This is a genomic window from Pradoshia sp. Z6_59, from assembly GCF_058267515.1.
The window spans coordinates 1-24,763 of sequence record NZ_JBZCPP010000024.1 but is presented as its reverse complement, the minus strand read 5'-3'; the positions used below and the strand labels follow the sequence as shown (position 1 = coordinate 24,763).

Genomic DNA, 24,763 nt, shown 5'->3' with positions numbered 1-24,763 from the left:
TGAAAGAGAGGCAACATAGAATGAAAGCAACTGGTATTGTTCGTCGTATAGATGATCTAGGACGCGTTGTTATTCCAAAAGAAATCAGAAGAACATTGAGAATCCGCGAGGGAGATCCTTTAGAAATTTTCGTTGACAGAGATGGCGAAGTAATTTTAAAGAAATATTCTCCTATCAGCGAACTTGGAGACTTCTCTAAAGAATATGCAGAGGCACTTTATGATAGCTTAGGAAACCCAGTTTTAATCTGTGACCGTGATACATATATCGCAGTAGCAGGAAGCTCTAAAAAAGAATTCCTAAATAAAGCAATCAGTGACTCTGTAGAGAAAATTATGGAGGATCGTAACTCAGTTCTACATACTCAAAAAGGTTCTTTTTCACTTGTAGATGGCGTTGATGAAGAGGTAGCTTCCTACACAGTGGCTCCAATTGTTGCAAACGGCGATCCAATCGGCGCTGTTGTGATTTTTGCTAAAGAAGCTACAGTTGGTGAAATTGAATTAAAAGCAATCGAAACAGCTGCAAGCTTCCTTGCGAAGCAAATGGAACAATAATAATATATTATTGTTTAACGGTTAATTGTGAAAACTCCAAGGAGTTTCCAATTAACCTTTTTTTGTATCCTGAAAATAATCCTTTAACTATGAAAAAGAGCTAAGCATTGCACCAAATAGCCATTATATTCGCTTATGTTATAATGTTTTGGAAATAGATAGAGAGGTGCTTTATTTGGATGAGCCGTCAGAATGATTCTTCACACAAAGTTTTAAAAGGCGCTGTTATTCTGACAGCAGCAGCTTTAATCGTAAAAATATTGAGTGCTATATACCGAGTTCCTTTTCAGAATATGGCTGGGGACACGGGTTTTTATATTTATCAACAGGTGTATCCTTTTTACGGAATAGCTGTTGTTCTGGCTACTTATGGATTCCCGGTTGGTATTTCTAAGCTGCTGATTGAATTTAACAGGTCGGGTACTGTAAATAGAGAAAAGAAAAAAATAATAGCAGCTTCTTTTATATGGGTTGCTCTCTTTGGAATTATATTGTTTGTGTTGCTATATTTAGGAGCCGATTTGATAGCTAAGGTTATGAATGATATTCAACTTGCCCCTTTAATTCGCATGGTGGCCTTTTCCTTTTTGCTAATGCCCTTTATTTCCATTGTAAGGGGTACTTATCAGGCAGAGGGAAATATGCTTCCAACAGCGCTTTCCCAAACCTTTGAGCAGCTATTTAGGGTTGCCTTTATTTTGATTGGTACATATTTGCTTATGAAATTTGAGTATTCTTTATACACCGTTGGTGAAAATGCGATAGCAGGGTCCTTAATTGGAGGTGTTGCAGCTATTGTTGTCCTGGGTCTTTATTTATGGAGAGAACGCCATGATTATTTTCCAGCACTGATGCCAGAAAAGGAAGTACTAATCAAAACGGGAGCAGTCCTTTTATTTCAGGGGCTAGGTTTTTGTTTAAGTAATATGTACTTGCTACTACTTCAATTAATTGACTCCTTCCAACTGTATACGAATCTCCTTGCACAAGGGATACCTGCAGAGGAAGCAAAAGCGATGAAGGGTGTTTATGACCGAGGGCAACCGTTGATACAGGTAGGGCTTGTTGTAGCCACTTCACTTTCTTTATCCATTGTCCCCGTATTAACCAACTTGCAAAAAAGTAAAGAAATCGAAGAAATTAAGAAAATGTGCAGATTGGCTATTAAAATCAGTTCTGCTATTGGAGTTGGAGCAGCTATTGGGTTATTAGGAATTATCCAGTCAGTGAATATTATGCTTTTTAAAGATGATGAAGGGATTGGGGCATTAAGTGTACTCGCTATCCTAATATTATTCGCATCCCTCCTGGTGACATGCTCAACTATTTTGCAAACAATGGGGTTTTGGAAATCATCAGTTGTGGTTATTCTACTATCGATAGGGATTAAAGTCTTTTTAAATCCTTGGTTGATTGCGGGAAGCGGAATAAAAGGGGCTGCGTACGCAAGTCTTCTTGCAATGATGGCTGCTTGCATCCTGCTGCTTTATCTGATAGAAAAACGAATAACTGGTAGGAATATGGAAATTTATCATATAGCAAGCTTGGTGATAGCCGGTATTGTCATGTATATTGTATTAAAAGGCTATTCAGCTTTATTTTCCTTTTTTGTGGGTGAACTTGGTCAGTCAAGAATACTGGCCTCCATACATGCATTAAGTTCCGTTGCAATCGGAGGAATGATTTATCTGTATATGCTGCTTAAAATGAAACTATTTAAAAATGATGAACTGGCCCATCTACCGGGAGGACATCATTTGATAAGAATTATGCACAAAGAGAAATTCAAACGTTAGGAGAGCTGAAGTGTGACTAACCAAATCACAATTATAGGTTTAGGGGCAGGAGAGCTTGATCAAATGCCTTTGGGCATTTATAAATTATTGAAAAACGCAGAGTTTGTATATGCGAGAACTATTGAACACCCGGTATTGAAAGAATTGGCGGCTGAGGGTCTAGAGGTTGAGAGCTTTGACTCCATCTATGAGAAGCATGATCAGTTCGAAGCAGTTTATGAGGAGATTGCAGAAGTGCTAATTCAGAAGGCTAAGGTCCAGGATGTAATCTATAGTGTGCCGGGGCATCCGCTAATTGCTGAAAAGACAGTCCAAATCTTGCTTTCGGAAGGTGAAAAGAGAAGGATACCTGTACATATTAAAGGTGGCCAAAGCTTCCTCGATGCCATGTTCACATCCATTAAAGTGGACCCAGTTGAGGGTTTTCAATTTCTAGATGGTACGGACCTTTCCTTGAGGGATGTCAATATCACTCAGCATATAATTGTAAGTCAGGTTTATGATGCCTTTGTTGCTTCCGAAGTGAAGCTGACCTTAATGGAAAAATATCCGGATGATCATGAGGTTTATTTAGTGACCGGTGCAGGGATGAGCTCTGAATCAGTTGAACGTATGCGACTTTATGAGTTGGATCGTGCTATGCAATTAAGCAATTTAACATCAGTTTATGTACCTCCGGTTCAGAAGGAAGAATATCAATATAAGGAGTTTTGGAAGCTGCGAGAGATCATTGATAAACTCAGATCTCCGGAGGGGTGCCCATGGGACAGGGAACAGACTCATGAATCACTAAGAAAGTATTTACTTGAAGAAGCTTATGAACTGATTGATGCAATTAATGAAGGTGATATTGATCACATAATTGAGGAGCTTGGTGATGTATTGCTTCAGGTGATGTTGCATGCCAGAATCGGAGAAGATGAAGGATACTTTTCCATTGATGATGTCATTCAAGGTATATCTGAAAAAATGGTGCGCAGACATCCCCATGTTTTTGGTGATGAAAGGGCAGAATCCGCAAGAGATGTAGAGGAAACCTGGCAGAGGATTAAAAAGGAAGAAGGTTCAAATTCTCCTGATTCCATCTTGGATGTCAGCACTCATTTGCCGAATCTTATGCAGGCTTTTGATATTCAGAGGCAAGCCTCTAAATTTGGCTTTGATTGGAATGATGTTTCACCTGCCTGGGAAAAGGTTTTTGAAGAGCTTGATGAATTTAAATCAGAGTGGAATGGGAATAAAACAGACACCCATAATATAGAATCTGAATTTGGAGATGTTCTGTTTGCCCTTGTAAATGTGGCCAGATTGTTAAAAATCAACCCTGAAGAGGCACTGCATCGGACAAATCAAAAATTTAGAAAGAGATTTTTGTTTGTAAATGAATGTGTAAGGGAATCAGGAAAAGCATGGAGCGATTATACACTGAAGGAGCTTGATGAGTTTTGGGAACAGGCCAAAAAGTCAGGTATATAAAGGAATAAATGGAGGTTTAATACATAATGAGATTAGATAAGTTTTTAAAGGTTTCCCGGATTATTAAAAGGAGAACGATTGCAAAAGAAGTAGCAGATCAAGGAAGAATTAAAATAAATGGTAAAGAATCCAAAGCTTCAGCCGATGTAAAGATTGGAGATATTTTAGATATCAGATTGGGGCAAAAAGTACTGACTGTCCGTGTAGATAAACTTCTGGAGACAACGAAGAAGGATGAGGCGGCAGGAATGTATACCCTCATAAAAGAAGCAAAACTATCAGAGTCGTTTTAAGCATGGTCTAATTCCTATCATCCTATCATACACTTGTACAAATGTTTGATAATGGGGGATTAGGATGAACCAATACTATGATACAAACCAAACGAGTAAATCAGCTGGACCTGATCACGATATTAGCATGAAGGGTAGAAGGCTTCTCGATATATCAGGTGTTAAGCAGGTAGAGAGCTTTGACAATGAAGAGTTCCTTCTCGAAACTGTGATGGGGTTTCTTTCTGTCAGAGGGCAAAATCTACAAATGAAGAATCTGGATGTTGATAAAGGAATTGTATCAATTAAAGGAAAAATAATTGAAATCAATTACCTGGACGAACATAGTGGGGAGAAAGCTAAAGGATTCTTTGGCAAACTGTTCAGATGAGTCTGGACACCCAGTTTGTAACTCTTTTATCCATGATTGGCATGGGTATTTACTTTGGAGCGGCATTTGATACCTACAACCGTTTTTTAGTTAGAGCAAAGAGAAAAGTATGGTTTGTTTTTATTAACGACATCTTATTTTGGTGCATTCAGGCCTTGCTCATTTTCTATGTTTTGTACGAATCCAATCAGGGAGAATGGCGCTTTTATATCATATTGGCGCTGCTATGCGGGTATTCCGCCTATCAAGCCCTTCTTAGAAATTTATATAAAAGATTGCTGGAAATGACTATTTATTGGACTCATCAATCCGGTAAATTCCTTGCAAAATTGGGAGCTCTCTTATTCATTCGACCAATAAAAGGGTTAATTACGTTAATTATTACTATTATATTGTTTATATTTCAATTGTTGCTAAAGTTTGGAAATCCTCTATTATGGCTTGCCAAGTATCTTTTAAAGGCATTAATATCGATAGTAAGGATACTCTTCTATCCCTTTACTAGTACGGTGGCATGGCTGTGGAAGAGAATTCCTGGCCGTGTGCGAGCACCTGTCGAAAAGTTTTTTGATAATCTAGCAGGAATTGGAAAAAAGTTGAAGAATACTATCAATAAAATTATTAAAAAATGGACAAATAAGTCTTAAAGGGGGAAAGGAAATGGGATCGCTTGATAAAAAGAAGGAAAATATCAAACAAATCGATACGCCATATGTCCACTATCAAGAGAAACGAACCCAGTCCTTTGAGAAAAAGAAATTAGGATTGACAAGAAGGCTAGTATTATTTGCACTTTTTGCCATCATAACAACTGGGATCGTTCTTACAACACTCTTTTCTCAACATTCCGCTTTGAAGGACAAAGAAGAAACTAAAATTGAATTGAAAGCGAAATTGTCAGATCTTCAAAAGGATGAAGCAAGATTAAAAGAAGAAATCATTAAATTGAATGATGATGAATATATAGCAAAGTTTGCGCGTAAGGAATATTTTCTATCAGATGATGGAGAAATAATATTCAATCTTCCCGAAAATGAGGGCAAGTAGATATCCCTCACGTTGACACATATTTTTTTCAGTGATTATAATATAAGGGGAAGCTATAACTTCCATTATTTTATTTTTTTAATTTCTTAAGGAGGAGCAATTTTTTTATGTCAATCGAAGTAGGCAGCAAGTTACAAGGTAAGGTAACAGGAATCACTAATTTCGGAGCATTTGTTGAGCTGCCCGAGGGTTCAACAGGACTTGTCCACATCAGTGAGGTTGCTGATAATTATGTAAAAGATATTAATGATCACCTAAAAGTGGGAGATCAAGTTGAAGTAAAAGTCATAAATGTAGAGAAAGATGGCAAAATCGGTCTTTCTATAAAAAAAGCTGTTGAGAAGAAGGAGAGCGAACAACCTGCGCAATCATCTTATCAACAACGACCTCGTTATAACAGAGGAAACGATTCTCGTGCTGGAAGAAATGACTCTCGGGGAGGAAGAGGAGGACATGATTCCAGACCGCCAAGAGAAAGCTTCGAACAAAAAATGGCCCGCTTCTTGAAAGATAGTGAAGAGCGTATGTCATCTCTTAAGAGGAACACAGAATCCAAACGAGGTGGCAGAGGCGGAAGACGCGGCTAAACCTTGCTGCTGAAACAAAATGGCAATTTATATAACAGACCAGCATCAGTTGTTGGTCTGTTTTTTGTTTTTTTTCATTTGATTATCAATGGATATAGGGATTATATGGTATAGATAGGGTAGTGTAATCCTGCAGTTTATAAGATTTGACTAGAAGGAGCATGTCGGGAAACGTTGTTTATATAAAGATCAATAAAGCCGTCATATTAAAAAATGTTTGATTGTAAAGTGCTTTTATAGATGGAATAGTAAGAAGTGATAAATACTGAAGAGTTATATTCTTTATAAACACAAAAAAAAACCAGAGATATATCCCTGGTTTTTTTGTATGGATGACCCCTACGGGATTCGAACCCGTGTTACCGCCGTGAAAGGGCGGTGTCTTAACCGCTTGACCAAGGGGCCAAATAAATAGCGGCGGAGGGGATCGAACCCCCGACCTTACGGGTATGAACCGTACGCTCTAGCCAGCTGAGCTACACCGCCATAATCAAATGCGCTTTTGAACACAAAAATTATCTTACAATCTAGTAAATACTTTGTCAATGGTTTAAATATTTTAGCCAATAATTAGAATATTACATTTAAATAAGTATCTATTTCTTCTATCTTCTAGCCTTTCCTACAAAGTAGTTTAATAAAATATTCTTCTTTATGATTCCTTCGATAACCTTTGTGCTTTCTTCTGCCCATTCACATGGAATGCCGTCGAACACTTTATAAAAACTCATCCTCCGTTCTGACAAATTTAGGATTATATCCCCTTTATAATGAGAGACAATCACCTGTTAGGGAGTGGTAATGTGGATAAAACACAAAGTACAATGTATGGATCAGTAACGGATGTTCAATATGATGCAGGCAAATGGAATCCTTCTCAATTAGTGGACAAGTATGTAACGAAGCTGGAAGATTACTTCGTGAAACAAGGATATATATTAGTAGTATTGGGATTTCTCCTGGGAAGGGCGCTTATCCTTTCACAATTAGCTCCATTTTCTCTTCCATTCTTTGCGGCTGTATATATGATGAGACGGGAACGTTCGCCGCTTGTTATGGTCGCCTCAATAGGAGGAGCCTTAACAATCTCCTGGTCAGCAGGTTTAAGTTTATTTGCTTCATGTGCCTTATTCCTCCTCTTATATAAGCTGAGACAGCCATCAGTGGAGAACCAATTTAAAGTTGTTGGTGTATATGTTTTAATAGCCATGGGAATTGCAGGAGCAACGGAACGCTATTTGAGATATATGAAGTTTGAAATATACGATGCCATGATGATCGGTGTTGAAGCAGGTTTAGCTCTTATTCTTACCATGATTTTCATTCAATGTATCCCACTGATTGCCATGAAAAAAAGTCCACAGGGACTAAGGACAGAAGAAGTTATCAGTTTGATAATCATGCTGGCCTCTGTTATGACCGGTACGATCGGCTGGTCGATTTATCATATATCCCTTGATCATACATTAAGCAGGTACTTAGTTCTTCTTTTTGCAGTCTCCGGAGGAGCCTCTATTGGATCGACAGTAGGAGTGGTAACAGGTTTAATATTTAGTCTGGCCAATCTCAGTAACCTTTTTCAGATGAGCTTATTGGCCTTCTCTGGTTTACTAGGGGGCCTCCTTAAGGAAGGGAAAAAAATAGGGGCATCATTAGGTTTAATTATTGCCACATTACTAATTGGCCTTTATGGGGAAGGGAGTCAAAATATATCAATAACGCTATATGAATCTTTATTGGCTATTGCTTTATTTTTTATGACCCCTGCTACCCTTATTTCAAAAGTAGCCAAACATATTCCTGGAACAGCAGAGCATACGAATGAACAGCAACGTTATGTCAGGAGGGTCAGGGATGTTACTGCACAAAGAGTGAATCAATTTTCTTCTGTTTTCCAGGCTTTATCGAATAGTTTTTCACAGATGGAGGAACAAACAACGAAGGAGGTAGAAAAGGAACGTGAGTTGGATTATTTTTTGAGCAATGTGACTGAAAAAACATGCCAGACATGCTTCAAAAAGGATCATTGCTGGGCGAAGAATTTCGAATATACGTATGGAATGATGGGAGATTTGGTTGAGACTTTACAAGATGAGTCAGGGCAAGTTCCGCAGGCCACTCAAAGAGAATGGAAACGGTTCTGTACAAGATATGATAAAGTGACGGAGGCGATGCTTCAGGAAATCTCTTATTATAATGCAAATCAAAAATTAAAAAAACAAGTGAGAGAAAGTAGAAAGCTTGTGGCAGATCAACTCCAGGGAGTTTCAAAGGTAATGGAGGATTTCGCCAAGGAGATTACAAAAGAACGTGAAAATCTCCATATACATGAAGAACAGTTACTGGATTCCATTCGGGGGTTCGGCTTGGATATCCACCAAATTGAAATTTATTCCCTGGAACAGGGGAATGTTGATATAGATATGCAAATCCCGGATTGCGAGGGAAGTGGTGTAGGTGAGAAATTAATTGCACCCATGCTCTCAGATATATTGGAAGAGCACATTATTGTTTACAAAGAAGAATGCAGTTCATTTCAGGGAGGTTTATGCCGCTTAACATTCCGTTCTGCCAAACGCTACACAGTAGAAACTGGTGTAGCCCATGCTGCAAAGGGAGGGGGACTTGTGTCAGGGGACAGTTACACCATGATTGACATTGGGAAAGGGAAGCATGCGATTGCCATTAGTGATGGTATGGGAAATGGAGAAAGGGCTCATAATGAAAGCTCGGAAACCTTAGGGTTACTGCAGAAAATACTTGAGTCTGGAATAGAGGAAAAGGTAGCTATTAAATCGATTAATTCGATCCTTTCATTGCGGACTACAGATGAGATTTTTTCAACACTTGACCTATCAATGATTGATTTACAGGATGCGAGTGTGAAATTTTTAAAGGTGGGTTCAACACCAAGCTTTATAAAGAGAGGGCAGCAGGTTACGAAAATCCAATCTAACAACTTGCCAATTGGTATTATCAAAGAATTTGATGTGGACGTGGTTCATGACCAATTAAAGGCCGGTGACCTTTTAATTATGATGAGTGATGGAATATTTGAAGGGCCAAAGCATGTTGAGAATTATGAAGCATGGATGATTAGAAAGATTAGAGAAATCGGTACTGATAAGCCACAGGAAATAGCTGATATTATTCTCGAAGAGGTAATCAGGACAAGCTCAGGTAAAATTGAGGATGATATGACAATTGTTGTTGCACAAATAAACCATAATATTCCGAAATGGACAAGTATACCTGTCAGTACGAAGAAGAAAAAAGCTCAATAATAATATCCTCCTAATCGTATAAAGCGCCTATATATAGGCGAAGATGAAAATAAAAATAGCGGTATAGGAGGATGATGAAATGAAGACAGGTACGGTTAAGCAAATATTATTGCTGACAGACGGCTGCTCCAATCAGGGAGAGAGCCCGACAGCGATGGCTGCACTGGCACGTGAGGAAGGAATTACAGTAAATGTAATTGGCGTTATGGATAAGGACATTATAGACGAAGGAGGAATGCGGGAAATTGAGAATATAGCATCATCTGGTGCTGGCATTCATCAAATCGTCTATGCTGAACAATTATCACAAACTGTACAAATGGTCACTAGGAAGGCGATGAACCAAACGATACAGGGTGTGGTGAATAAGGAGCTACAGCAAATACTTGGAAATCATATCACTATGGAAGAATTACCACCTGATAAACGCGGGGAGGTAATGGAGGTAGTGGAGGATCTGGGAGAAAAGGTAAAAATGGAGGTTCTTGTATTGGTTGATACAAGTGCCAGTATGAAACATAAGCTGCCAACGGTTAAAGAGGCGCTTATAGATTTATCTATTAGTCTAAATGCGAGAAGTGGTGAAAATCAGTTCTCAGTTTTTATATTTCCCGGGAAAAGAACCGAAGTGGAAAGAGTGATGGATTGGAGCCCTAGACTTGAATCCCTTTCTAAAATTTTCGCTAAATTAACCACTGGAGGAATTACCCCGACTGGTCCAGCTATTCGTGAAGCCATTAAGTATTTTAATAAAGAGTCTTCTATAAGGAGAATAGTAGGCGACGATGATCAATACTTCGAAGAAACCATGTAGCTTTCCAATTGGATCAGTAATCAGGGGCAAATGGCATCATAAGAGTTATATCATTCGAAAAGAATTAGGGTATGGCGCGAATGGAATTGTTTATCTTGCAGATTCTTCAGATGGATCCGTAGCAATCAAATTTAGTGATAACAGTGCTACTATTGCCGCAGAAGTAAATGTATTAAAATCATTTGCAAAGGTCCAGGGAATATCCCTAGGACCTTATTTGATAGATGTGGATGACTGTATAGGGAGCGGAAAGATCATTCCTTTCTACGTGATGGAGTATATTTCCGGAGATTCATTTCTTACCTTTGTGCAAAAAAGAGGTGCAGATTGGATTGGTGTACTTGTGTTGCAGCTTTTAAACAGCCTTGAAGAAATGCATAAACTCGGATGGGTTTTTGGGGATTTAAAACCTGAAAACTTGATTGTACAATTACCCGATTTTAAAGTCCGTTTTATAGATGTAGGAGGAACCACGCAAATTGGCCGTGCGATTAAAGAATACACTGAGTATTTTGATCGCGGATATTGGGAACTTGGGGGCAGAAGGGCAGAGCCTTCCTATGATTTATTTGCACTTGCTATGATAGTGATCAATGCAGCCTATCAAAAAAGGTTTAATAAAAATGGAGAGGGAATTAACCAATTAAAGGAATTAGTGAAAAACAATCAGGAACTCAGAGGGTTGGAGTCTATTCTTTTAAAAGCTTTGAAAGGCCAATACATAACGGCAACTGATATGAAAAAGGAAGTCATATCCCATTTACACGCAAAACAAACTGCTAACCGTACCGCCGTAAAAAGGAATGCTCCAGTAAACACTAGTCGGGTACAGATGAGGAAACGGAAATCCAGTGATAAAAGCAATTTCTTTGAAACGTTCTTTTTAGTTGCTATTATTACTTTGCTTTATGCATTTTATATGTTTGGTCAAGTTGTATAAGTTCACAAGAAATACAAACAATAACGCTGTCTCTACCGTTTTTTTGAAAGATAATTTTTGGATTCCATTTATAAGAGTGGTACGATAATAATTAATTGAAAGCAACGGTAGAAAGGAATATGTATGTTAGAGGCGAAAGTAACTGCTTATATTAATAAAAAACGATTGATTAATCATAATGACACGATTTTAGTAGGTGTTTCCGGAGGGCCGGATTCATTGGCATTGCTTGCTTTTTTTAATAGCATAAAAAAATCATATAATCTAACCCTTGTGGTTGCCCATGTAGATCATATGTTCAGAGGTGAAGAATCATTTGAGGAATATTTATTTGTAGAAGGAATATGTAAGGAATGGGGAATCCTATTTGAAGGAAATCGGATAGATGTTCCAAAATATATTAAAGATACAGGTAAAAATCCACAACAGGCATCCAGGGATTGTCGATATGCATTTTATAGGGATATAATGGAAAAGTATGCGGCGCAAAAATTAGCTCTTGCTCACCATAAGGATGATCAGGCAGAGTCAGTCTTAATGAACCTTATTAGGGGGACTTCAGGGATGGCCAGGATTGGAATTCCTCTGAAAAGATCCTTCGCGGGTGGATGGATCATACGTCCTTTTCTTGCTGTCACAAGAGAGGAAATCCTGGAATATTGCACAGAGATGGATCTCAAGCCACGCATGGATCCAAGTAATGAAAAGGATATTTATACCCGAAATCGATTCCGTAAATACATATTACCATTGATAAAAAAGGAAAATAGTAAAGCGCTTGATCATATTCAACGGTTTAGCGAGGATTTGGAACAAGATGAAGGATTTTTGATGATGTTAGCTGAAAAAGAGTATAATTCTCTTGAATTAACTGAAAAGGACGGGATTTTAAAAGTTCCCATATCTTCTCTCGGAAAGGTGCCAAAACCTTTACAAAGGAGGGTGATTCATCTAATATTAAACTATCTTTATCAAGTGAAACCTTATGTATTTTCATACGTACATATAGAGTGTATTCAGTCTTTATTGACAGAATCCAATCCTTCCATCTCCGTGCAATTACCTTCTGGGCTTCAAGTTACGAAAACATATGATCAGTTGCTTTTCCATTTTGGAAGGTTGCCATCAGTAACTTTTTCAAAAGAAATCCGTATACCGGGGAAGACGGCTCTTGCGAATGGCGCTGTTATTGAAACAGTTTTGCTGGATACCTTATCTGAAAAATGGGAGCATGCATCTCGATATACATGTATTTTACCTTTAAGTGAAGAGGACTTACCATTAAGGGTACGGAATAAGCGGGATGGAGATCGATACCAGCCTAAAGGCTTTACAGGCCATAAAAAACTGAAAAAGCTGTTTCTTGAACACAAGATACCTGTGCATGAGCGGGAGAGTTGGCCAATTATTGTTAATAAGAATGATCAAATTGTTTGGATACCAGGTCTGCAAAAGATTAATCTAGAAAAGACCCCGACGCCAGCCATCATGATAAAGTATGTTGAATAATGCTCTTCTAGGAGGACTACCGAATGACGATTCATAATGATATTGAGAAAATTTTGATTTCAGAAGAAGAAATCCAAGGCAAAATTAAAGAACTCGGGGCTTTGCTTACAGAGGAATACAAGGATCTAAATCCATTAGTGATAGGTGTGCTGAAAGGTGCAATGCCTTTTATGAACGATTTATTAAAGCATGTAGACAGCTATTTGGAAATGGACTTCATGGATGTTTCCAGCTATGGTACTTCTACGGTTTCAAGCGGTGAAGTTAAAATCATTAAAGATTTAAACACATCTGTTGAAGGCAGAGATTTGCTGATCATTGAAGATATCATAGACAGCGGTCTTACCCTCTCTTATTTAGTGGATTTATTTAAGTACAGAAAAGCTAAATCCATCAAGCTTGTTACATTATTGGATAAGCCATCCGGAAGAAAAGCGGATATACATGCGGATTACGCTTGCTTTAATGTACCTGACGAGTTTGTTGTTGGATACGGGCTTGATTATATGGAAAAATACAGGAATATTCCATACATTGGCGTGTTAAAAAGGGAAGTTTACGAAACTGCCAAATAGGGATATAGATGATTAATAACCGTTCTATTCATATAATAGACTGTGCTATGATCTTTATATAAAATATATAAGTAACCTGATTGTAGATACGAATACTATATTTAGTTTTTTGGGAGGAGGTTAGGGATGAACCGTATTTTTAGAAATACCATATTCTATTTACTTATTTTTGTGGCGATTATCGGAGTAGTAAGTGTGTTTAACCAAAATTCCGAGCCAACTAAACATATTTCTAATAATGAGTTTATTGAAAGTCTTGAAAAAGGTGAGGTTAAATCCGCTGATTTACAGGTGGAACGCGGAGTATATTCTGTTAAGGGTCAATTAAAGGATGCTAAGGAAAATGAGTTTTATTTAACATATATCCTTGCAGAACAGGCTGAAGAGGTTACTGACTTAATTGATGAACAGGGTGTAAAATCTACAGTTGCTCCAGCAAAAGAAACAAGTGTATGGGTAACATTCTTAACTTCAATTATTCCGTTCGTCATTATTTTGCTATTGTTCTTCTTCTTGATGAATAGTGCGCAAGGTGGCGGAAACAAAGTAATGAGTTTTGGTAAAAGTAAAGCTAAGCTCTACAGTGAAGAAAAGAAAAAAGTACGCTTTAAAGATGTTGCGGGTGCTGATGAGGAAAAACAAGAACTGGTTGAAGTTGTGGAGTTCTTGAAGGACCCTCGTAAATTTGCTGAATTAGGTGCGAGAATTCCGAAAGGGGTACTTTTAGTAGGACCTCCGGGAACAGGGAAAACCTTGCTTGCAAGAGCAGTAGCTGGTGAAGCAGGTGTACCTTTCTTCTCTATCAGTGGTTCAGACTTTGTTGAAATGTTCGTGGGTGTGGGTGCTTCCCGTGTGCGTGACCTTTTTGAAAATGCGAAGAAGAATGCACCATGTATTATTTTTATCGATGAAATCGATGCAGTTGGACGTCAGCGTGGAGCTGGCCTTGGCGGGGGACACGATGAACGTGAGCAAACCCTGAACCAATTGCTTGTTGAAATGGATGGTTTCGGAGCAAATGAAGGTATCATTATCATTGCTGCTACAAACCGACCTGATATTCTTGACCCGGCTCTTTTACGTCCAGGCCGCTTTGACCGACAAATTACGGTTGACCGTCCTGACTTAATTGGAAGGGAAGCTGTACTTCGTGTACATGCACAAAACAAACCGCTTGATGAAAATGTGGATCTTAAAGCAATTGCGATGAGAACCCCAGGTTTCTCCGGTGCCGATTTAGAAAATCTCTTGAATGAAGCTGCTTTGGTAGCTGCAAGACAGGATAAGAAAAAAGTAGATATGAGCGACATTGATGAAGCAACGGATCGTGTGATTGCCGGTCCTGCTAAAAAAAGCCGTGTCATCTCTAAGAAAGAAAGAAATATTGTTGCCTTCCACGAATCCGGACATACGGTTATCGGGTTGGTACTTGACGAAGCAGATATGGTCCATAAGGTAACAATTGTTCCGCGTGGCCAGGCAGGCGGTTATGCTGTAATGCTTCCGCGTGAAGATCGTTACTTTATGACTAAGCCTGAATTGTTCGATAAGATTACCGGATTGTTAGGCGGACGTGTTGCTGAAGAAATCGTCTTTGGTGAAGTGAGTACTGGAGCTCATAATGACTTCCAACGTGCTACAAGCATTGCCCGCAAAATGGTGACTGAATACGGAATGAGTGATAAGCTCGGACCGATGCAGTTTGGCCAGGCTTCAGGAGGCCAAGTATTCTTAGGTCGCGATATTAATAGTGAGCAAAACTATTCTGATAAGATTGCTTATGAAATTGATATCGAAATCCAAAATATCATCAAAACGTGCTATGAACGTGCAAGAAAAATTCTTACTGAAAACCGCAGTAAGTTAGATCTGATTGCTAACACATTACTTGAAATTGAGACGTTAGATGCCGAACAAATTCGTCACCTGGCGGATCATGGAACATTGCCTGAGCGCAAGGTAGCAAGCGATGTAACAGTGAACGTATCAGCTAAAAAGGAAATTCTGTCTGAGGATTTATCCAAAGACAATACAATATCCGAGCGAAGAGAAGATGATCAAACTCCTCCTACACCACCGGATATGGAAACGAACGATCCTAATAAATTGTAAGAATTCTGAGTGTCCCATCATATGAATGGGGCACTTTTTTTGGAAAGGGATAGACCTTTGAAACTAAAAGGACCGGAGGCCTACAGGATGTAGGTCATGAAGGCGTTGCCACAGGACGTGGCGCTTTTAGTCTTCGTTCCATGTTACAGTCGTCTCAGCTTTTTGATTAATCCAGCTTCAACGGCTAGAAGCTCAGGACATAAGCATGACCTCTGCGGGAGGGAAGGGCACCTCCCTTCGAGCTCCTGTCTTATGCTCCTCGCTTCTGGGCAAGCCGTTTCAGCTTTTTATGTAATCTAGCTTCGATTCCTAGGAGCTCGAGTCATAAGCAAATACTCTACGGGAGAAGAGCCCTCCCTCCGAGTATTCGTCTTATGCTTGTCGCTCCTGACCAGTCGTCTCAGCTTTTTGATGTAATCTAGCTTCAGGGCCTAGGAGCTCGGGACATAAGCATGATCTCTGCGGGAGGAAAAAGCACCTCCCTCCGAACTCCTGTCTTATGCTCCTCGGCTCCTGAGCAAGGCCCTTCAGCTTTTTCGATAGGGGGTTTTTGCATGTTATTGGTGATGGATGTGGGGAATACGAATATTTCGATTGGTGTTTATAGGGATGATGATCTTTGTTTTCATTGGAGAATTGGTACGGATCGGGGAAAAACAGAAGATGAATATGGAATGATATTTAATCAGTTATTGAGTCATGTTGGGTTGACCTTCCATGATGTAAAAGGAATGATTCTCTCCTCTGTTGTGCCTCCTATAATGTCTTCACTTGAAAGAATGTGTACAAAATATTTTCAACTGAAGCCTTTGGTTGTTGGGCCTGGTGTTAAAACGGGATTAAATATAAAATATGATAATCCTAAAGAAGTTGGGGCAGATCGAATCGTGAATGCTGTGGCTGCGATTCATGATTATGGGACGCCAATCATTATAGTAGACTTTGGTACAGCGACAACGTATTGTTATGTAAATGAGCATAGCCAGTATTTAGGAGGGGTTATTGCCCCGGGAATTGAAATTTCTACAGAGGCGCTCTATTCGAGGGCTGCTAAATTGCCCAGGATAGAGATTGTTCGTCCTGCCAATATCATTGGGAAGAATACAGTAAACGCTATGCAGTCCGGCGTTTTATATGGTTTTATTGGACAGGTAGAAGGAATTGTAACCAGGATAAAAAAACAGAGTAAGCAGAATCCTATGGTTATCGCTACTGGCGGAAGAGCATCCATGATTGCAAATGAAACATCCATAATTGATGTTGTCGATCCGTATTTAACATTAAAAGGTCTGCAAATCATTTATTCAAAGAATATACAGCTATAAATCCTGTAATGGATTTGAAAGGAGTTTATCATGAACGATTATTTAGTTAAAGCACTAGCATTTGATGGACAAGTGAGGGCGTATGCAGTCTCAAGTACGCAAACTATTGCAGAGGCACAGAGAAGGCAGGATTCCTGGCGTACAGCATCTGCTGCGTTGGGAAGAGCAATGACAGCGGCTGTAATGATGGGAGCCATGCAAAAAGGCGAAGCAAAGATTACTATTAAAATTGAGGGTGATGGTCCAATTGGCCCGGTTATCATTGATAGTAATGCAAAGGGTGAGGTTAGGGGATATCTGACAAACCCTCATGTTGATTTTGAATCTAATGAACATGGAAAACTAGATGTAAGACGTGCTATCGGTACAAAGGGTACATTGACTGTTGTTAAAGATATTGGAATGAGGGATAATTTCTCTGGCCAAGTTCCTTTAATTTCAGGCGAGCTCGGTGAAGACTTTACTTATTACTTTGTTACTTCTGAGCAAACTCCTTCATCTGTAGGAGTAGGTGTTTTGGTTAATCCGGATGACTCGATTCTTGCTGCAGGTGGATTTATTATCCAGCTGATGCCTGGCACGGAAGAAGAGGTTATAGAAAAAATAGAGAAAGCTTTAGGATCAATCCCGCCTATTTCCAAAATGATTCAGGATGGATTGACTCCGGAAGAAGTGCTTAATAAAGTATTGGGAGAAACAAACGTAAAGATATTAGAAAAAATGCCAGTATCATTCCAGTGCCAATGTTCCAAGGATAGAATAGCGAATGCTTTAATCAGTCTTGGAAAAGAAGAACTAGAAGATATGATCGAGACAGATGGCAAAGCCGAAACCCAGTGTCATTTCTGTAATGAAAAATATATATTTACAAAAGAAGAACTTCAGGAGCTAAAAGACACAGCTAAGTAATTTATTGGAGGAGTTGCTTTGTCAAATAAGCAATATGTGTCCATTATCGCTGGTTTAATTCTGTTGAATATTGTGACTGTCCTTTATTTTACAATGGGGGAAAACCCGATGAAGGAAGATACAGCGGAAATTGTTGCTTCAGTGGAAGAGAAAGAGATTAGCCGTTCGGACTGGATCGCTGAGTTGGAAAGGATACATGGGAAAGATGTATTAGCTACAATGATAAATGAAGAGGTTATTCTTCAATTGGCGGCTAAGCAACGGCTAACTGTTTCTAGGGATGAGATGAAAGTGGAGGCGGTTCTCCGGCAAGCGTTATATGGTTTTACTGGAAATTCACCCTCTTATATTAGTGGTGAGGAGCTTAAAAAGAAGCTTAAAGTTTCAATTCTGCTTGAGAAGTTGTTGACAAAGGATGCTGTCATAACAGACAAGGAAGTTGAGTCTTACTATAAAAGTAACGAAATCTTGTTAAAGTTCACTGATCTCTACCGATTATCCCATATCGTACTTACAGAAAAGGCGAAAGCAAATGCGATTATTAAGGAATTGAAGGCGGGCACTGATTTTACTGCAATGGCAATAGAACGCTCAGAAGATAAATATACGGCGGATACTGGTGGAGAATTAGGGTATATATCATTAGATTCCAATTCTGTCCCTGAAGAATATAAAGAAACTGCGGCTTCATTAAGACCTGGAGAATGGAGTCAACCAATTAAGATCAAGGATGGATATGCTATTCTCTATTTGCATGATCAGATTGGTCAAACCGAACTATCCTTTGGAAAAATAAAATCTAATCTTAAACGAAAAGCTGCAATGGAACAGATGAATACACCAGTCTCTGCAAATATGCTTTGGGAACAGTATAATGTGGATTGGATTTATGGAAAATAGAGTCATGCGCTCTATTTTCTTTTATATACTGTAAATGAGTCATAAAGATTATTTCACAGGGTTATCTGACAGAAAATCTGGGAATTTAGAAGTATAATAGTTGACAGAAAGCAGAAAAATAGCTAAATTGTATATAAAACCAATGAAAATACTATGAATTAGGGGTGGATAAGTTGGGTAAAATAGCGAATAATATTTCAGAATTAATAGGTAATACACCTGTTGTTAAATTAAACAAGATTGTAGAAGATGGATCTGCAGAGGTTTATTTGAAATTGGAATATATGAATCCGGGAAGCAGTGTTAAGGACCGTATCGCACTTGCCATGATTGAGGACGCAGAGGAAAAGGGTCTTCTAAAGCCGGGCACAACGATTGTCGAACCAACAAGTGGTAATACAGGTATTGGGTTGGCTTGGGTTGCAGCAGCAAAAGGATATAAAGCTATATTGGTAATGCCGGATACAATGAGTGTAGAACGCCGTAACTTATTGAAGGCATATGGAGCCCAACTTATTCTTACTCCTGGTAAAGATGGAATGAAAGGTGCAATTGCTAAGGCGGAGGAACTTGTAAATGAACATGGTTACTTTATGCCACAGCAATTTAAAAATGAAGCCAATCCTGAAGTTCATAGAAAAACAACTGGTAAAGAAATCGTAGAACAAATGGGCGATCAACTGGATGCCTTTATATCTGGTATAGGAACAGGCGGAACTATTACGGGTGCTGGAGAAGTGCTGCGTGAGAAATACAAAGATATTAAAATCTTTGCAGTAGAGCCAGCGGATTCACCGATTCTATCAGGTGGTACTCCAGGTCCTCACAAAATTCAGGGAATTGGCGCAGGCTTTATACCTGATACATTAAATACAAATATTTATGATGAAATCATAAAAGTGGAAAATGAACAAGCTTTTGAACAAGCAAGAAAAGCAGCTAAAGAAGAGGGTATTCTTGGTGGTATTTCTGCCGGAGCAGCTATTTTTGCAGCATTGGAAGTTGCCAAGAAACTTGGTGCCGGCAAAAAAGTGCTAGCAATCATCCCGGATAATGGAGAAAGATATCTAAGTACGCCATTATATAATTTTGAAGATTAATCGTACTGACGAGTAAATAAGCTAAACATATGGAGGAGGCTAAATGCCTCCTTTTGTTTTGGTTTTCTGTGTTTCTTTCTTTTTTATAAATAACATGTGGTATAGTGATTTGCATAGAGTAATTTCGGAGTCTGATTAAAGGAGCAAATTATTATGGAACAACCACAAGTAAAGGCGATTCTAGAATGTGGACAATATAAATTGGAACTTGGACAAAGCACTAAGATTATGGGAATCTTAAATATCACTCCAGATTCGTTTTCTGATGGAGGCCAGTTTAACAAAGTAGAGCAAGCAGTTTTGCGTGCAAAGGAAATGATAAAAGCTGGAGCAGATATCATTGATATCGGCGGTGAGTCGACGAGACCTGGTCATCAGCAAATTTCATCAGATGAAGAATTGGAGCGAATCATTCCTGTTATTAAGGAATTAACAAAAGAGATCAATGTACCGATCTCTGTAGATACATATAAAGCGGATGTGGCAAAAGAAGCACTTCGCGCAGGGGCGCATATCATCAACGATATTTGGGGAGCCAAAGGTGATGAGGAAATGGCCCGCGTTGCTGCTGAGTCAGGCGCTCCGATTATCCTTATGCATAATCGGAAACAGGCTTCCTACGATCATTTTTTGCGTGATGTTTTAAATGACTTATATGAAAGTATTCAGATTGTTAAAGAGGCTGGAGTTAGTGACGATAAAATTGTACTGGATCCAGGTATCGGCTTCGCGAAGTCGCTGGAGGAGAATTTGCTGATGATGCGAAATTTAGACATCATAACGAGCCTCGGGTACCCCGTCTTATTAGGAACTTCACGTAAATCAATGATTGGCAGAACACTTGATTTGCCAGTAGAAGAAAGAATGGAAGGTACAGGGGCGACAATTTGTTTTGGTATTCAGCAGGGGTGCCAAATGATAAGGGTACATGATGTGAAAGAGATGTACCGTATGGCTCGTATGATGGATGCGATGCTTGGAAAGGTGATAGTAAATGGATAAAATAATTCTTGAAAATATGGAATTTTATGGATATCATGGTGTCTATGAAGAAGAAAATAAACTTGGACAACGCTATAGAGTAAGTGCGGAATTGTATTTGGATCTGCAAGTCGCTGGGAAAACAGATGATCTGAATAAATCAGTTAATTACGCTGAAATATATACCTTGTGTAAAGGTGTTGTGGAAGGAAAGCCTTATAATCTAATCGAAGCAGTGGCAGAAAAGATATCAGCAGAAATCTTGGAGGCATATTCAATGATTCATTCATGCAAAATCAAGGTTGTGAAACCTGATCCCCCAATACCAGGTCACTACGATTATGTTGCAGTTGAGATTATAAGGGAGCAAGAGCGGCATGATGAATAGAGTTTATATTGGAATAGGTACAAATATAGGGGATCGAGAATCGAATTTAAAGGATGCCATAAGAGAACTGGCGGCAGTACCTGAAATTGAGATTATTTCTTTATCATCTATATATGAGACAAATCCAGTAGGCTATTTAGAACAAGGTAAATTTTTGAATATGGTTATTTGTATCAACACAACTTTCGATGCACAAACACTATTGGTTACCTGCATGAATATAGAACAAAATCTTGGCAGAAAAAGGGAAATTAGGTGGGGTCCGCGAACAATAGACCTTGACATTTTGTTATTTAATCAAGAAAATATTGTAACGAAAAACCTAATTGTCCCTCATCCGCGGATGCTTGAAAGGGCCTTTGTGGTTATCCCGCTCGTGGAGATAGATAAGGACATCATTCTGCCTAATATGGAAAAACCTATAAGGGAAATCATGGATGATATCCCCGAAAAAGAAGGGGTTCGGATATGGAAGCGGAAAAATGGGGAAGGCGTATTAGGGCATTCAGAAAGCTGAAAGGTTTTACTCAAGAGGAATTTGCCAGAGAGTTATCCGTCTCGGTCTCTATGCTTGGCGAGGTAGAAAGAGGCAACCGAATACCCTCTGAGAGCTTTTTGCAGGATATTGCAAATCAGTTGGACATTACAGTAGAGGAATTAAAACCTCTCGTTAAATAGATTTAATTTTAGTGCAAGTAAAGGATAGGGAGGAATTGAATTGTTGAAGATTGGCAATGTTGAAATGAAGAATCCGGTTGTACTTGCACCTATGGCCGGAGTTTGTAACTCAGCATTTCGTTTAACAGTTAAGGAATTTGGGGTAGGGCTTGTTTGTGCAGAAATGGTTAGTGATAAGGGAATAATACACGGAAATGAAAAAACCTTAAACATGCTCTATATTGATGAACGAGAAAAACCATTGAGCCTTCAAATTTTTGGTGGAGAAAAAGAATCACTTGTTCAAGCAGCTCAGTTTGTAGATAAGAACACTAATGCAGATATAATCGATATTAATATGGGCTGCCCGGTTAACAAGATTATTAAATGTGAAGCGGGAGCCAGATGGTTACTGAATCCGGATAAGATTTATGAAATGGTTTCAGCTGTAGTTGATAAAGTAGATAAACCGGTTACGGTTAAAATGAGAATTGGTTGGGATGACCAGCATATATTTGTTGAAGAGAATGCAAGGGCAGTTGAAAGAGCTGGTGGAAGTGCAATATCTGTCCACGGACGTACTCGGGTTCAAATGTATGAAGGAACGGCAAACTGGGATTATATCCGTATGGCAAAAGAAGCTGTCAATATACCGGTTATCGGTAATGGTGATGTACAGACTCCACAGGATGCCAAGAGAATGCTTGAAGAAACTGGCTGTGATGGAGTCATGATCGGTCGTGCTGCACTCGGGAATCCTTGGATGATGTATCAAACGGTTAAGTATTTGGAAAATGGTATCCTTTTACCGGAGCCATCTGTTCGTGAAAAAATTGATGTTTGCGTCCTGCATCTTGATCGCCTTATCGCGTTGAAGGATGAGTTTATCGCTGTGCGTGAGATGAGAAAACACGCAGCATGGTATTTGAAAGGTATTAAAGGAAGCGGTAAAATCAGAAATGAAATCAATGAATGCAACACACGTGAACAATTGGTAGGGCTGCTATATAATATGGTGGAAGATATTGAGTATCATGAAGCCGTTCGTGCAGTTTGATGATTTGACAGTACCTGATATACTGTATAATAAGTATGTAGAAACTGCCGGTAAAACCGGCAGTTTTTATGATACTTTTAAAAGGATAATGATATTTTATATATATTAGGTTCTAAGGTTGTGTAAAATAAAGGAACAGTATATACGCGATAGAGATGGAGTGGAAATAAGATGAGCAATTATGAAGAATTAAACGACCAATTAAAAGTCAGACGTGACAAAATGAACCGCATCCAAGAAATGGGCATTGACCCATTTGGCAAAAGATTCGAACGTACACATTTGGCTCAAGAAATTAGCAATGAATATGCAGATGTGGAAAAAGAAGATTTAGAAGCAAAGAATGCGGAAGTTGCTATAGCTGGAAGAATTATGACAAAGCGTGGCAAAGGGAAAGCTGGATTTGCTCATATTAAAGATGTGAGCGGTCAAATTCAGATATATGTGCGTAAGGATGCTATTGGAGAAGAAGCTTATGAGCTTTTCACTATGGCTGACCTTGGTGATATTGTAGGTATTAAAGGAACGGTATTTAAAACAAAAGTGGGAGAGCTTTCTATAAAAGTAAGCCAGTTTACATATCTTACTAAGTCTCTTCGTCCTCTTCCGGAAAAATATCATGGATTAAAAGATATTGAAGAGCGCTATCGTAAGAGATATTTAGACTTAATTACAAGTGAAGAAAGTCAAAAAACATTTGTGACACGCAGTCGTATTATTCAGGCGATGAGACGTTACTTTGATGACCAAGGATTCCTTGAGGTTGAAACGCCAATGCTTCATTCTATCGCTGGTGGTGCATCTGCACGTCCGTTTATTACACATCATAATGCGCTTGATATGCCTATGTATATGCGTATTGCCATTGAATTACACTTAAAAAGGCTAATCGTTGGCGGTTTGGAAAAAGTATATGAAATCGGTCGAGTATTTAGAAATGAAGGAGTGTCCACAAGACATAATCCTGAGTTTACAATGCTTGAGCTTTACGAAGCATATGCTGACTACAATGATGTAATGGACTTGACTGAAAATGTTGTTGCTTATATTGCAAAAGAAGTTTTAGGAACAACTATCATTCCTTACGGTGAATATGAAGTGGATTTAACACCAAAATGGACAAGACTTCATATGGTAGATGCAATTAAAGAATACGTAGGTGTAGATTTCTGGAAAGAAACATCTGTTGAAGAAGCACGTGCGCTTGCAAAAGAACATGATGTACAAATCACAGACTCTATGACATATGGTCATATTGTTAACGAATTCTTTGAGCAAAAAATTGAGGAGAAGTTAATCCAACCAACCTTCATTTATGGTCATCCGGTAGAAATTTCTCCGTTAGCTAAGAAAAATGAGGATGATCCACGCTTTACTGATCGTTTTGAGTTATTTATCGTAGGACGTGAGCATGCGAACGCCTTTACTGAGTTAAATGATCCAATTGATCAGCGTCAACGTTTCGAAGCGCAATTAAAAGAGCGTGAACAAGGTAATGATGAAGCACATATGATGGACGATGATTATATAGAAGCATTGGAATATGGTATGCCTCCAACAGGAGGACTTGGAATTGGTATAGACCGTCTAATTATGTTACTAACTAATTCACCTTCAATTCGTGATGTGCTGTTATTCCCATTAATGAGACATAGATAAGGTTTTAAAGAAGAAGCTGCCGATTAAGAGCAGCTTCTTCTTTTGTTTTCTTTCATCAATTGTTATATGAAGATAAGGATATAAATCTAAGCTTCATAGTATAAGAAAGAATAAAAACAAAAACTTTTATAAAAAGGTATTGCAAAATAAAAAACAAGATGGTATATTAATAAACGTCGCTGCTGCAGTATACAATACGAAGCAAGCGATAAAGAAAAAATAAAAAAGTTGTTGACATGAGGTTGCTAACTTGGTATGATAGTTAAGTCGCCAAAACGACAACGAAACAGATTGTTCTTTGAAAACTAAACAAAACGAAACGCCAAGCAAGTCTAAAATAAGAGATTTTTAATCTCGTCAATTTGCTTTAAAATTTAGCTAGATCAAACATCTTTCGGAGAGTTTGATCCTGGCTCAGGACGAACGC

25 protein-coding genes and 2 tRNA genes are annotated in these 24,763 nt (G+C 38.7%); 24 read left to right on the top strand and 3 right to left on the bottom strand.

All coding sequences use genetic code 11. The features are described 5' to 3' along the window. Positions 1–20 precede the first annotated feature (20 nt). From spoVT to AC4D4B_RS17570, 8 genes are all read left to right on the top strand, one after another. Positions 21–557, top strand: a complete 537-nt coding sequence (spoVT, locus tag AC4D4B_RS17605) for a stage V sporulation protein T (RefSeq protein ID WP_490997203.1) — start codon at positions 21–23, stop codon at positions 555–557. Between the two features lie 179 nt (positions 558–736). Continuing rightward, positions 737–2,353, top strand: coding sequence for a putative polysaccharide biosynthesis protein (locus tag AC4D4B_RS17600; RefSeq protein ID WP_491000650.1), 1,617 nt, complete (start codon positions 737–739; stop codon positions 2,351–2,353). Between the two features lie 12 nt (positions 2,354–2,365). Then, positions 2,366–3,829, top strand: a complete 1,464-nt coding sequence (gene yabN, locus AC4D4B_RS17595) for a bifunctional methyltransferase/pyrophosphohydrolase YabN (protein WP_491000649.1) — start codon at positions 2,366–2,368, stop codon at positions 3,827–3,829. 26 nt (positions 3,830–3,855) lie between these two features. Beyond that, positions 3,856–4,122, top strand: a complete 267-nt coding sequence (locus tag AC4D4B_RS17590; protein WP_066103147.1) for an RNA-binding S4 domain-containing protein — start codon at positions 3,856–3,858, stop codon at positions 4,120–4,122. Between the two features lie 64 nt (positions 4,123–4,186). Then, positions 4,187–4,492, top strand: coding sequence for a sporulation protein YabP (gene yabP, locus AC4D4B_RS17585; RefSeq protein WP_490997200.1), 306 nt, complete (start codon positions 4,187–4,189; stop codon positions 4,490–4,492). Beyond that, on the top strand, positions 4,489–5,139 hold the full coding sequence (gene yabQ / locus AC4D4B_RS17580) for a spore cortex biosynthesis protein YabQ (RefSeq protein WP_490997199.1): 651 nt from the start codon (positions 4,489–4,491) through the stop codon (positions 5,137–5,139). The genes yabP and yabQ overlap by 4 nt, the downstream gene beginning before the upstream one ends. Before the next feature lie 13 nt (positions 5,140–5,152). After that, the gene (locus AC4D4B_RS17575; RefSeq protein WP_491000648.1) at positions 5,153–5,539 is read left to right on the top strand and encodes an FtsB family cell division protein; all 387 of its coding nucleotides are present in this window, start codon (positions 5,153–5,155) and stop codon (positions 5,537–5,539) included. Positions 5,540–5,646: 107 nt separating this feature from the next. Then, the gene (locus AC4D4B_RS17570) at positions 5,647–6,126 is read left to right on the top strand and encodes a S1 domain-containing RNA-binding protein (RefSeq protein WP_490997197.1); all 480 of its coding nucleotides are present in this window, start codon (positions 5,647–5,649) and stop codon (positions 6,124–6,126) included. Between the two features lie 333 nt (positions 6,127–6,459). On the opposite strand, the gene AC4D4B_RS17565 is transcribed toward AC4D4B_RS17570, so the two are convergent. From AC4D4B_RS17565 to AC4D4B_RS17555, 3 genes are all read right to left on the bottom strand, one after another. Then, positions 6,460–6,531 (bottom strand) — tRNA-Glu (locus AC4D4B_RS17565). 7 nt (positions 6,532–6,538) lie between these two features. Beyond that, positions 6,539–6,612: transfer RNA gene (locus AC4D4B_RS17560), tRNA-Met, on the bottom strand. 119 nt (positions 6,613–6,731) lie between these two features. Continuing rightward, a complete protein-coding gene (locus AC4D4B_RS17555; RefSeq protein ID WP_490997196.1) occupies positions 6,732–6,857 on the bottom strand; it encodes a hypothetical protein in 126 nt (41 codons plus the stop codon). A 72-nt stretch (positions 6,858–6,929) separates the two neighbouring features. Between AC4D4B_RS17555 and spoIIE the strand changes: the two genes are divergently transcribed. The 16 genes from spoIIE to lysS all read left to right on the top strand — a co-directional run bounded on the left by spoIIE (position 6,930) and on the right by lysS (position 24,336). Beyond that, positions 6,930–9,410, top strand: coding sequence for a stage II sporulation protein E (gene spoIIE, locus AC4D4B_RS17550; protein ID WP_490997195.1), 2,481 nt, complete (start codon positions 6,930–6,932; stop codon positions 9,408–9,410). Positions 9,411–9,489: 79 nt separating this feature from the next. Continuing rightward, on the top strand, positions 9,490–10,224 hold the full coding sequence (locus AC4D4B_RS17545; protein WP_490997194.1) for a VWA domain-containing protein: 735 nt from the start codon (positions 9,490–9,492) through the stop codon (positions 10,222–10,224). After that, positions 10,196–11,164: a serine/threonine protein kinase PrkT gene (prkT, locus tag AC4D4B_RS17540; protein WP_491000647.1), complete on the top strand. Its 969-nt coding sequence runs from the start codon at positions 10,196–10,198 to the stop codon at positions 11,162–11,164. Before AC4D4B_RS17545 ends, prkT begins: the two co-directional genes overlap by 29 nt. Before the next feature lie 123 nt (positions 11,165–11,287). Continuing rightward, complete coding sequence (gene tilS / locus AC4D4B_RS17535) at positions 11,288–12,673, top strand: tRNA lysidine(34) synthetase TilS (RefSeq protein ID WP_491000646.1); 1,386 nt, start codon at positions 11,288–11,290, stop codon at positions 12,671–12,673. Between the two features lie 23 nt (positions 12,674–12,696). Beyond that, positions 12,697–13,248, top strand: a complete 552-nt coding sequence (hpt, locus tag AC4D4B_RS17530) for a hypoxanthine phosphoribosyltransferase (RefSeq protein ID WP_066103117.1) — start codon at positions 12,697–12,699, stop codon at positions 13,246–13,248. A 126-nt stretch (positions 13,249–13,374) separates the two neighbouring features. Then, entirely contained in the window at positions 13,375–15,360 is a 1,986-nt protein-coding gene (gene ftsH, locus AC4D4B_RS17525; protein WP_490997191.1) for an ATP-dependent zinc metalloprotease FtsH, read from the top strand. Between the two features lie 554 nt (positions 15,361–15,914). Next, positions 15,915–16,685 carry a type III pantothenate kinase gene (locus tag AC4D4B_RS17520; protein WP_490997310.1) on the top strand — a complete coding sequence of 257 codons (771 nt, stop codon included), beginning with the start codon at positions 15,915–15,917 and terminating at the stop codon, positions 16,683–16,685. Positions 16,686–16,715: 30 nt separating this feature from the next. Then, positions 16,716–17,594, top strand: a complete 879-nt coding sequence (hslO, locus tag AC4D4B_RS17515) for an Hsp33 family molecular chaperone HslO (RefSeq protein ID WP_491000645.1) — start codon at positions 16,716–16,718, stop codon at positions 17,592–17,594. A gap of 18 nt (positions 17,595–17,612) precedes the next feature. After that, positions 17,613–18,494, top strand: coding sequence for a peptidylprolyl isomerase (locus AC4D4B_RS17510; RefSeq protein WP_490997308.1), 882 nt, complete (start codon positions 17,613–17,615; stop codon positions 18,492–18,494). A 173-nt stretch (positions 18,495–18,667) separates the two neighbouring features. After that, the gene (cysK, locus tag AC4D4B_RS17505; RefSeq protein ID WP_490997307.1) at positions 18,668–19,594 is read left to right on the top strand and encodes a cysteine synthase A; all 927 of its coding nucleotides are present in this window, start codon (positions 18,668–18,670) and stop codon (positions 19,592–19,594) included. A 153-nt stretch (positions 19,595–19,747) separates the two neighbouring features. Then, a complete protein-coding gene (folP, locus tag AC4D4B_RS17500) occupies positions 19,748–20,596 on the top strand; it encodes a dihydropteroate synthase (protein ID WP_491000644.1) in 849 nt (282 codons plus the stop codon). Further along, entirely contained in the window at positions 20,589–20,963 is a 375-nt protein-coding gene (gene folB, locus AC4D4B_RS17495) for a dihydroneopterin aldolase (protein ID WP_490997305.1), read from the top strand. Before folP ends, folB begins: the two co-directional genes overlap by 8 nt. After that, on the top strand, positions 20,953–21,480 hold the full coding sequence (gene folK, locus AC4D4B_RS17490; protein WP_491000643.1) for a 2-amino-4-hydroxy-6-hydroxymethyldihydropteridine diphosphokinase: 528 nt from the start codon (positions 20,953–20,955) through the stop codon (positions 21,478–21,480). The genes folB and folK overlap by 11 nt, the downstream gene beginning before the upstream one ends. After that, the gene (locus AC4D4B_RS17485; RefSeq protein ID WP_490997303.1) at positions 21,432–21,641 is read left to right on the top strand and encodes a helix-turn-helix domain-containing protein; all 210 of its coding nucleotides are present in this window, start codon (positions 21,432–21,434) and stop codon (positions 21,639–21,641) included. The genes folK and AC4D4B_RS17485 overlap by 49 nt, the downstream gene beginning before the upstream one ends. Before the next feature lie 40 nt (positions 21,642–21,681). Continuing rightward, complete coding sequence (gene dusB, locus AC4D4B_RS17480) at positions 21,682–22,677, top strand: tRNA dihydrouridine synthase DusB (protein WP_490997302.1); 996 nt, start codon at positions 21,682–21,684, stop codon at positions 22,675–22,677. 171 nt (positions 22,678–22,848) lie between these two features. After that, complete coding sequence (gene lysS, locus AC4D4B_RS17475) at positions 22,849–24,336, top strand: lysine--tRNA ligase (protein WP_490997301.1); 1,488 nt, start codon at positions 22,849–22,851, stop codon at positions 24,334–24,336. The last annotated feature ends 427 nt before the right edge of the window (positions 24,337–24,763 follow it).

What these genes read in the sequence shown, in the direction of transcription:
- hslO (WP_491000645.1), top strand. Translation starts at nt 16,716, where the DNA reads ATGAACGATTATTTAGTTAAAGCACTAGCATTTGATGGACAAGTGAGG.
- AC4D4B_RS17520 (WP_490997310.1), top strand. Translation starts at nt 15,915, where the DNA reads ATGTTATTGGTGATGGATGTGGGGAATACGAATATTTCGATTGGTGTT.
- AC4D4B_RS17545 (WP_490997194.1), top strand. Translation starts at nt 9,490, where the DNA reads ATGAAGACAGGTACGGTTAAGCAAATATTATTGCTGACAGACGGCTGC.
- spoVT (WP_490997203.1), top strand. Translation starts at nt 21, where the DNA reads ATGAAAGCAACTGGTATTGTTCGTCGTATAGATGATCTAGGACGCGTT.
- AC4D4B_RS17590 (WP_066103147.1), top strand. Translation starts at nt 3,856, where the DNA reads ATGAGATTAGATAAGTTTTTAAAGGTTTCCCGGATTATTAAAAGGAGA.
- folB (WP_490997305.1), top strand. Translation starts at nt 20,589, where the DNA reads ATGGATAAAATAATTCTTGAAAATATGGAATTTTATGGATATCATGGT.
- AC4D4B_RS17575 (WP_491000648.1), top strand. Translation starts at nt 5,153, where the DNA reads ATGGGATCGCTTGATAAAAAGAAGGAAAATATCAAACAAATCGATACG.
- yabP (WP_490997200.1), top strand. Translation starts at nt 4,187, where the DNA reads ATGAACCAATACTATGATACAAACCAAACGAGTAAATCAGCTGGACCT.
- ftsH (WP_490997191.1), top strand. Translation starts at nt 13,375, where the DNA reads ATGAACCGTATTTTTAGAAATACCATATTCTATTTACTTATTTTTGTG.
- AC4D4B_RS17555 (WP_490997196.1), bottom strand. Translation starts at nt 6,857, where the DNA reads ATGAGTTTTTATAAAGTGTTCGACGGCATTCCATGTGAATGGGCAGAA.
- hpt (WP_066103117.1), top strand. Translation starts at nt 12,697, where the DNA reads ATGACGATTCATAATGATATTGAGAAAATTTTGATTTCAGAAGAAGAA.
- folK (WP_491000643.1), top strand. Translation starts at nt 20,953, where the DNA reads ATGATGAATAGAGTTTATATTGGAATAGGTACAAATATAGGGGATCGA.
- AC4D4B_RS17485 (WP_490997303.1), top strand. Translation starts at nt 21,432, where the DNA reads ATGGAAGCGGAAAAATGGGGAAGGCGTATTAGGGCATTCAGAAAGCTG.
- folP (WP_491000644.1), top strand. Translation starts at nt 19,748, where the DNA reads ATGGAACAACCACAAGTAAAGGCGATTCTAGAATGTGGACAATATAAA.
- prkT (WP_491000647.1), top strand. Translation starts at nt 10,196, where the DNA reads ATGATCAATACTTCGAAGAAACCATGTAGCTTTCCAATTGGATCAGTA.
- AC4D4B_RS17600 (WP_491000650.1), top strand. Translation starts at nt 737, where the DNA reads ATGAGCCGTCAGAATGATTCTTCACACAAAGTTTTAAAAGGCGCTGTT.
- yabQ (WP_490997199.1), top strand. Translation starts at nt 4,489, where the DNA reads ATGAGTCTGGACACCCAGTTTGTAACTCTTTTATCCATGATTGGCATG.
- lysS (WP_490997301.1), top strand. Translation starts at nt 22,849, where the DNA reads ATGAGCAATTATGAAGAATTAAACGACCAATTAAAAGTCAGACGTGAC.
- AC4D4B_RS17570 (WP_490997197.1), top strand. Translation starts at nt 5,647, where the DNA reads ATGTCAATCGAAGTAGGCAGCAAGTTACAAGGTAAGGTAACAGGAATC.
- tilS (WP_491000646.1), top strand. Translation starts at nt 11,288, where the DNA reads ATGTTAGAGGCGAAAGTAACTGCTTATATTAATAAAAAACGATTGATT.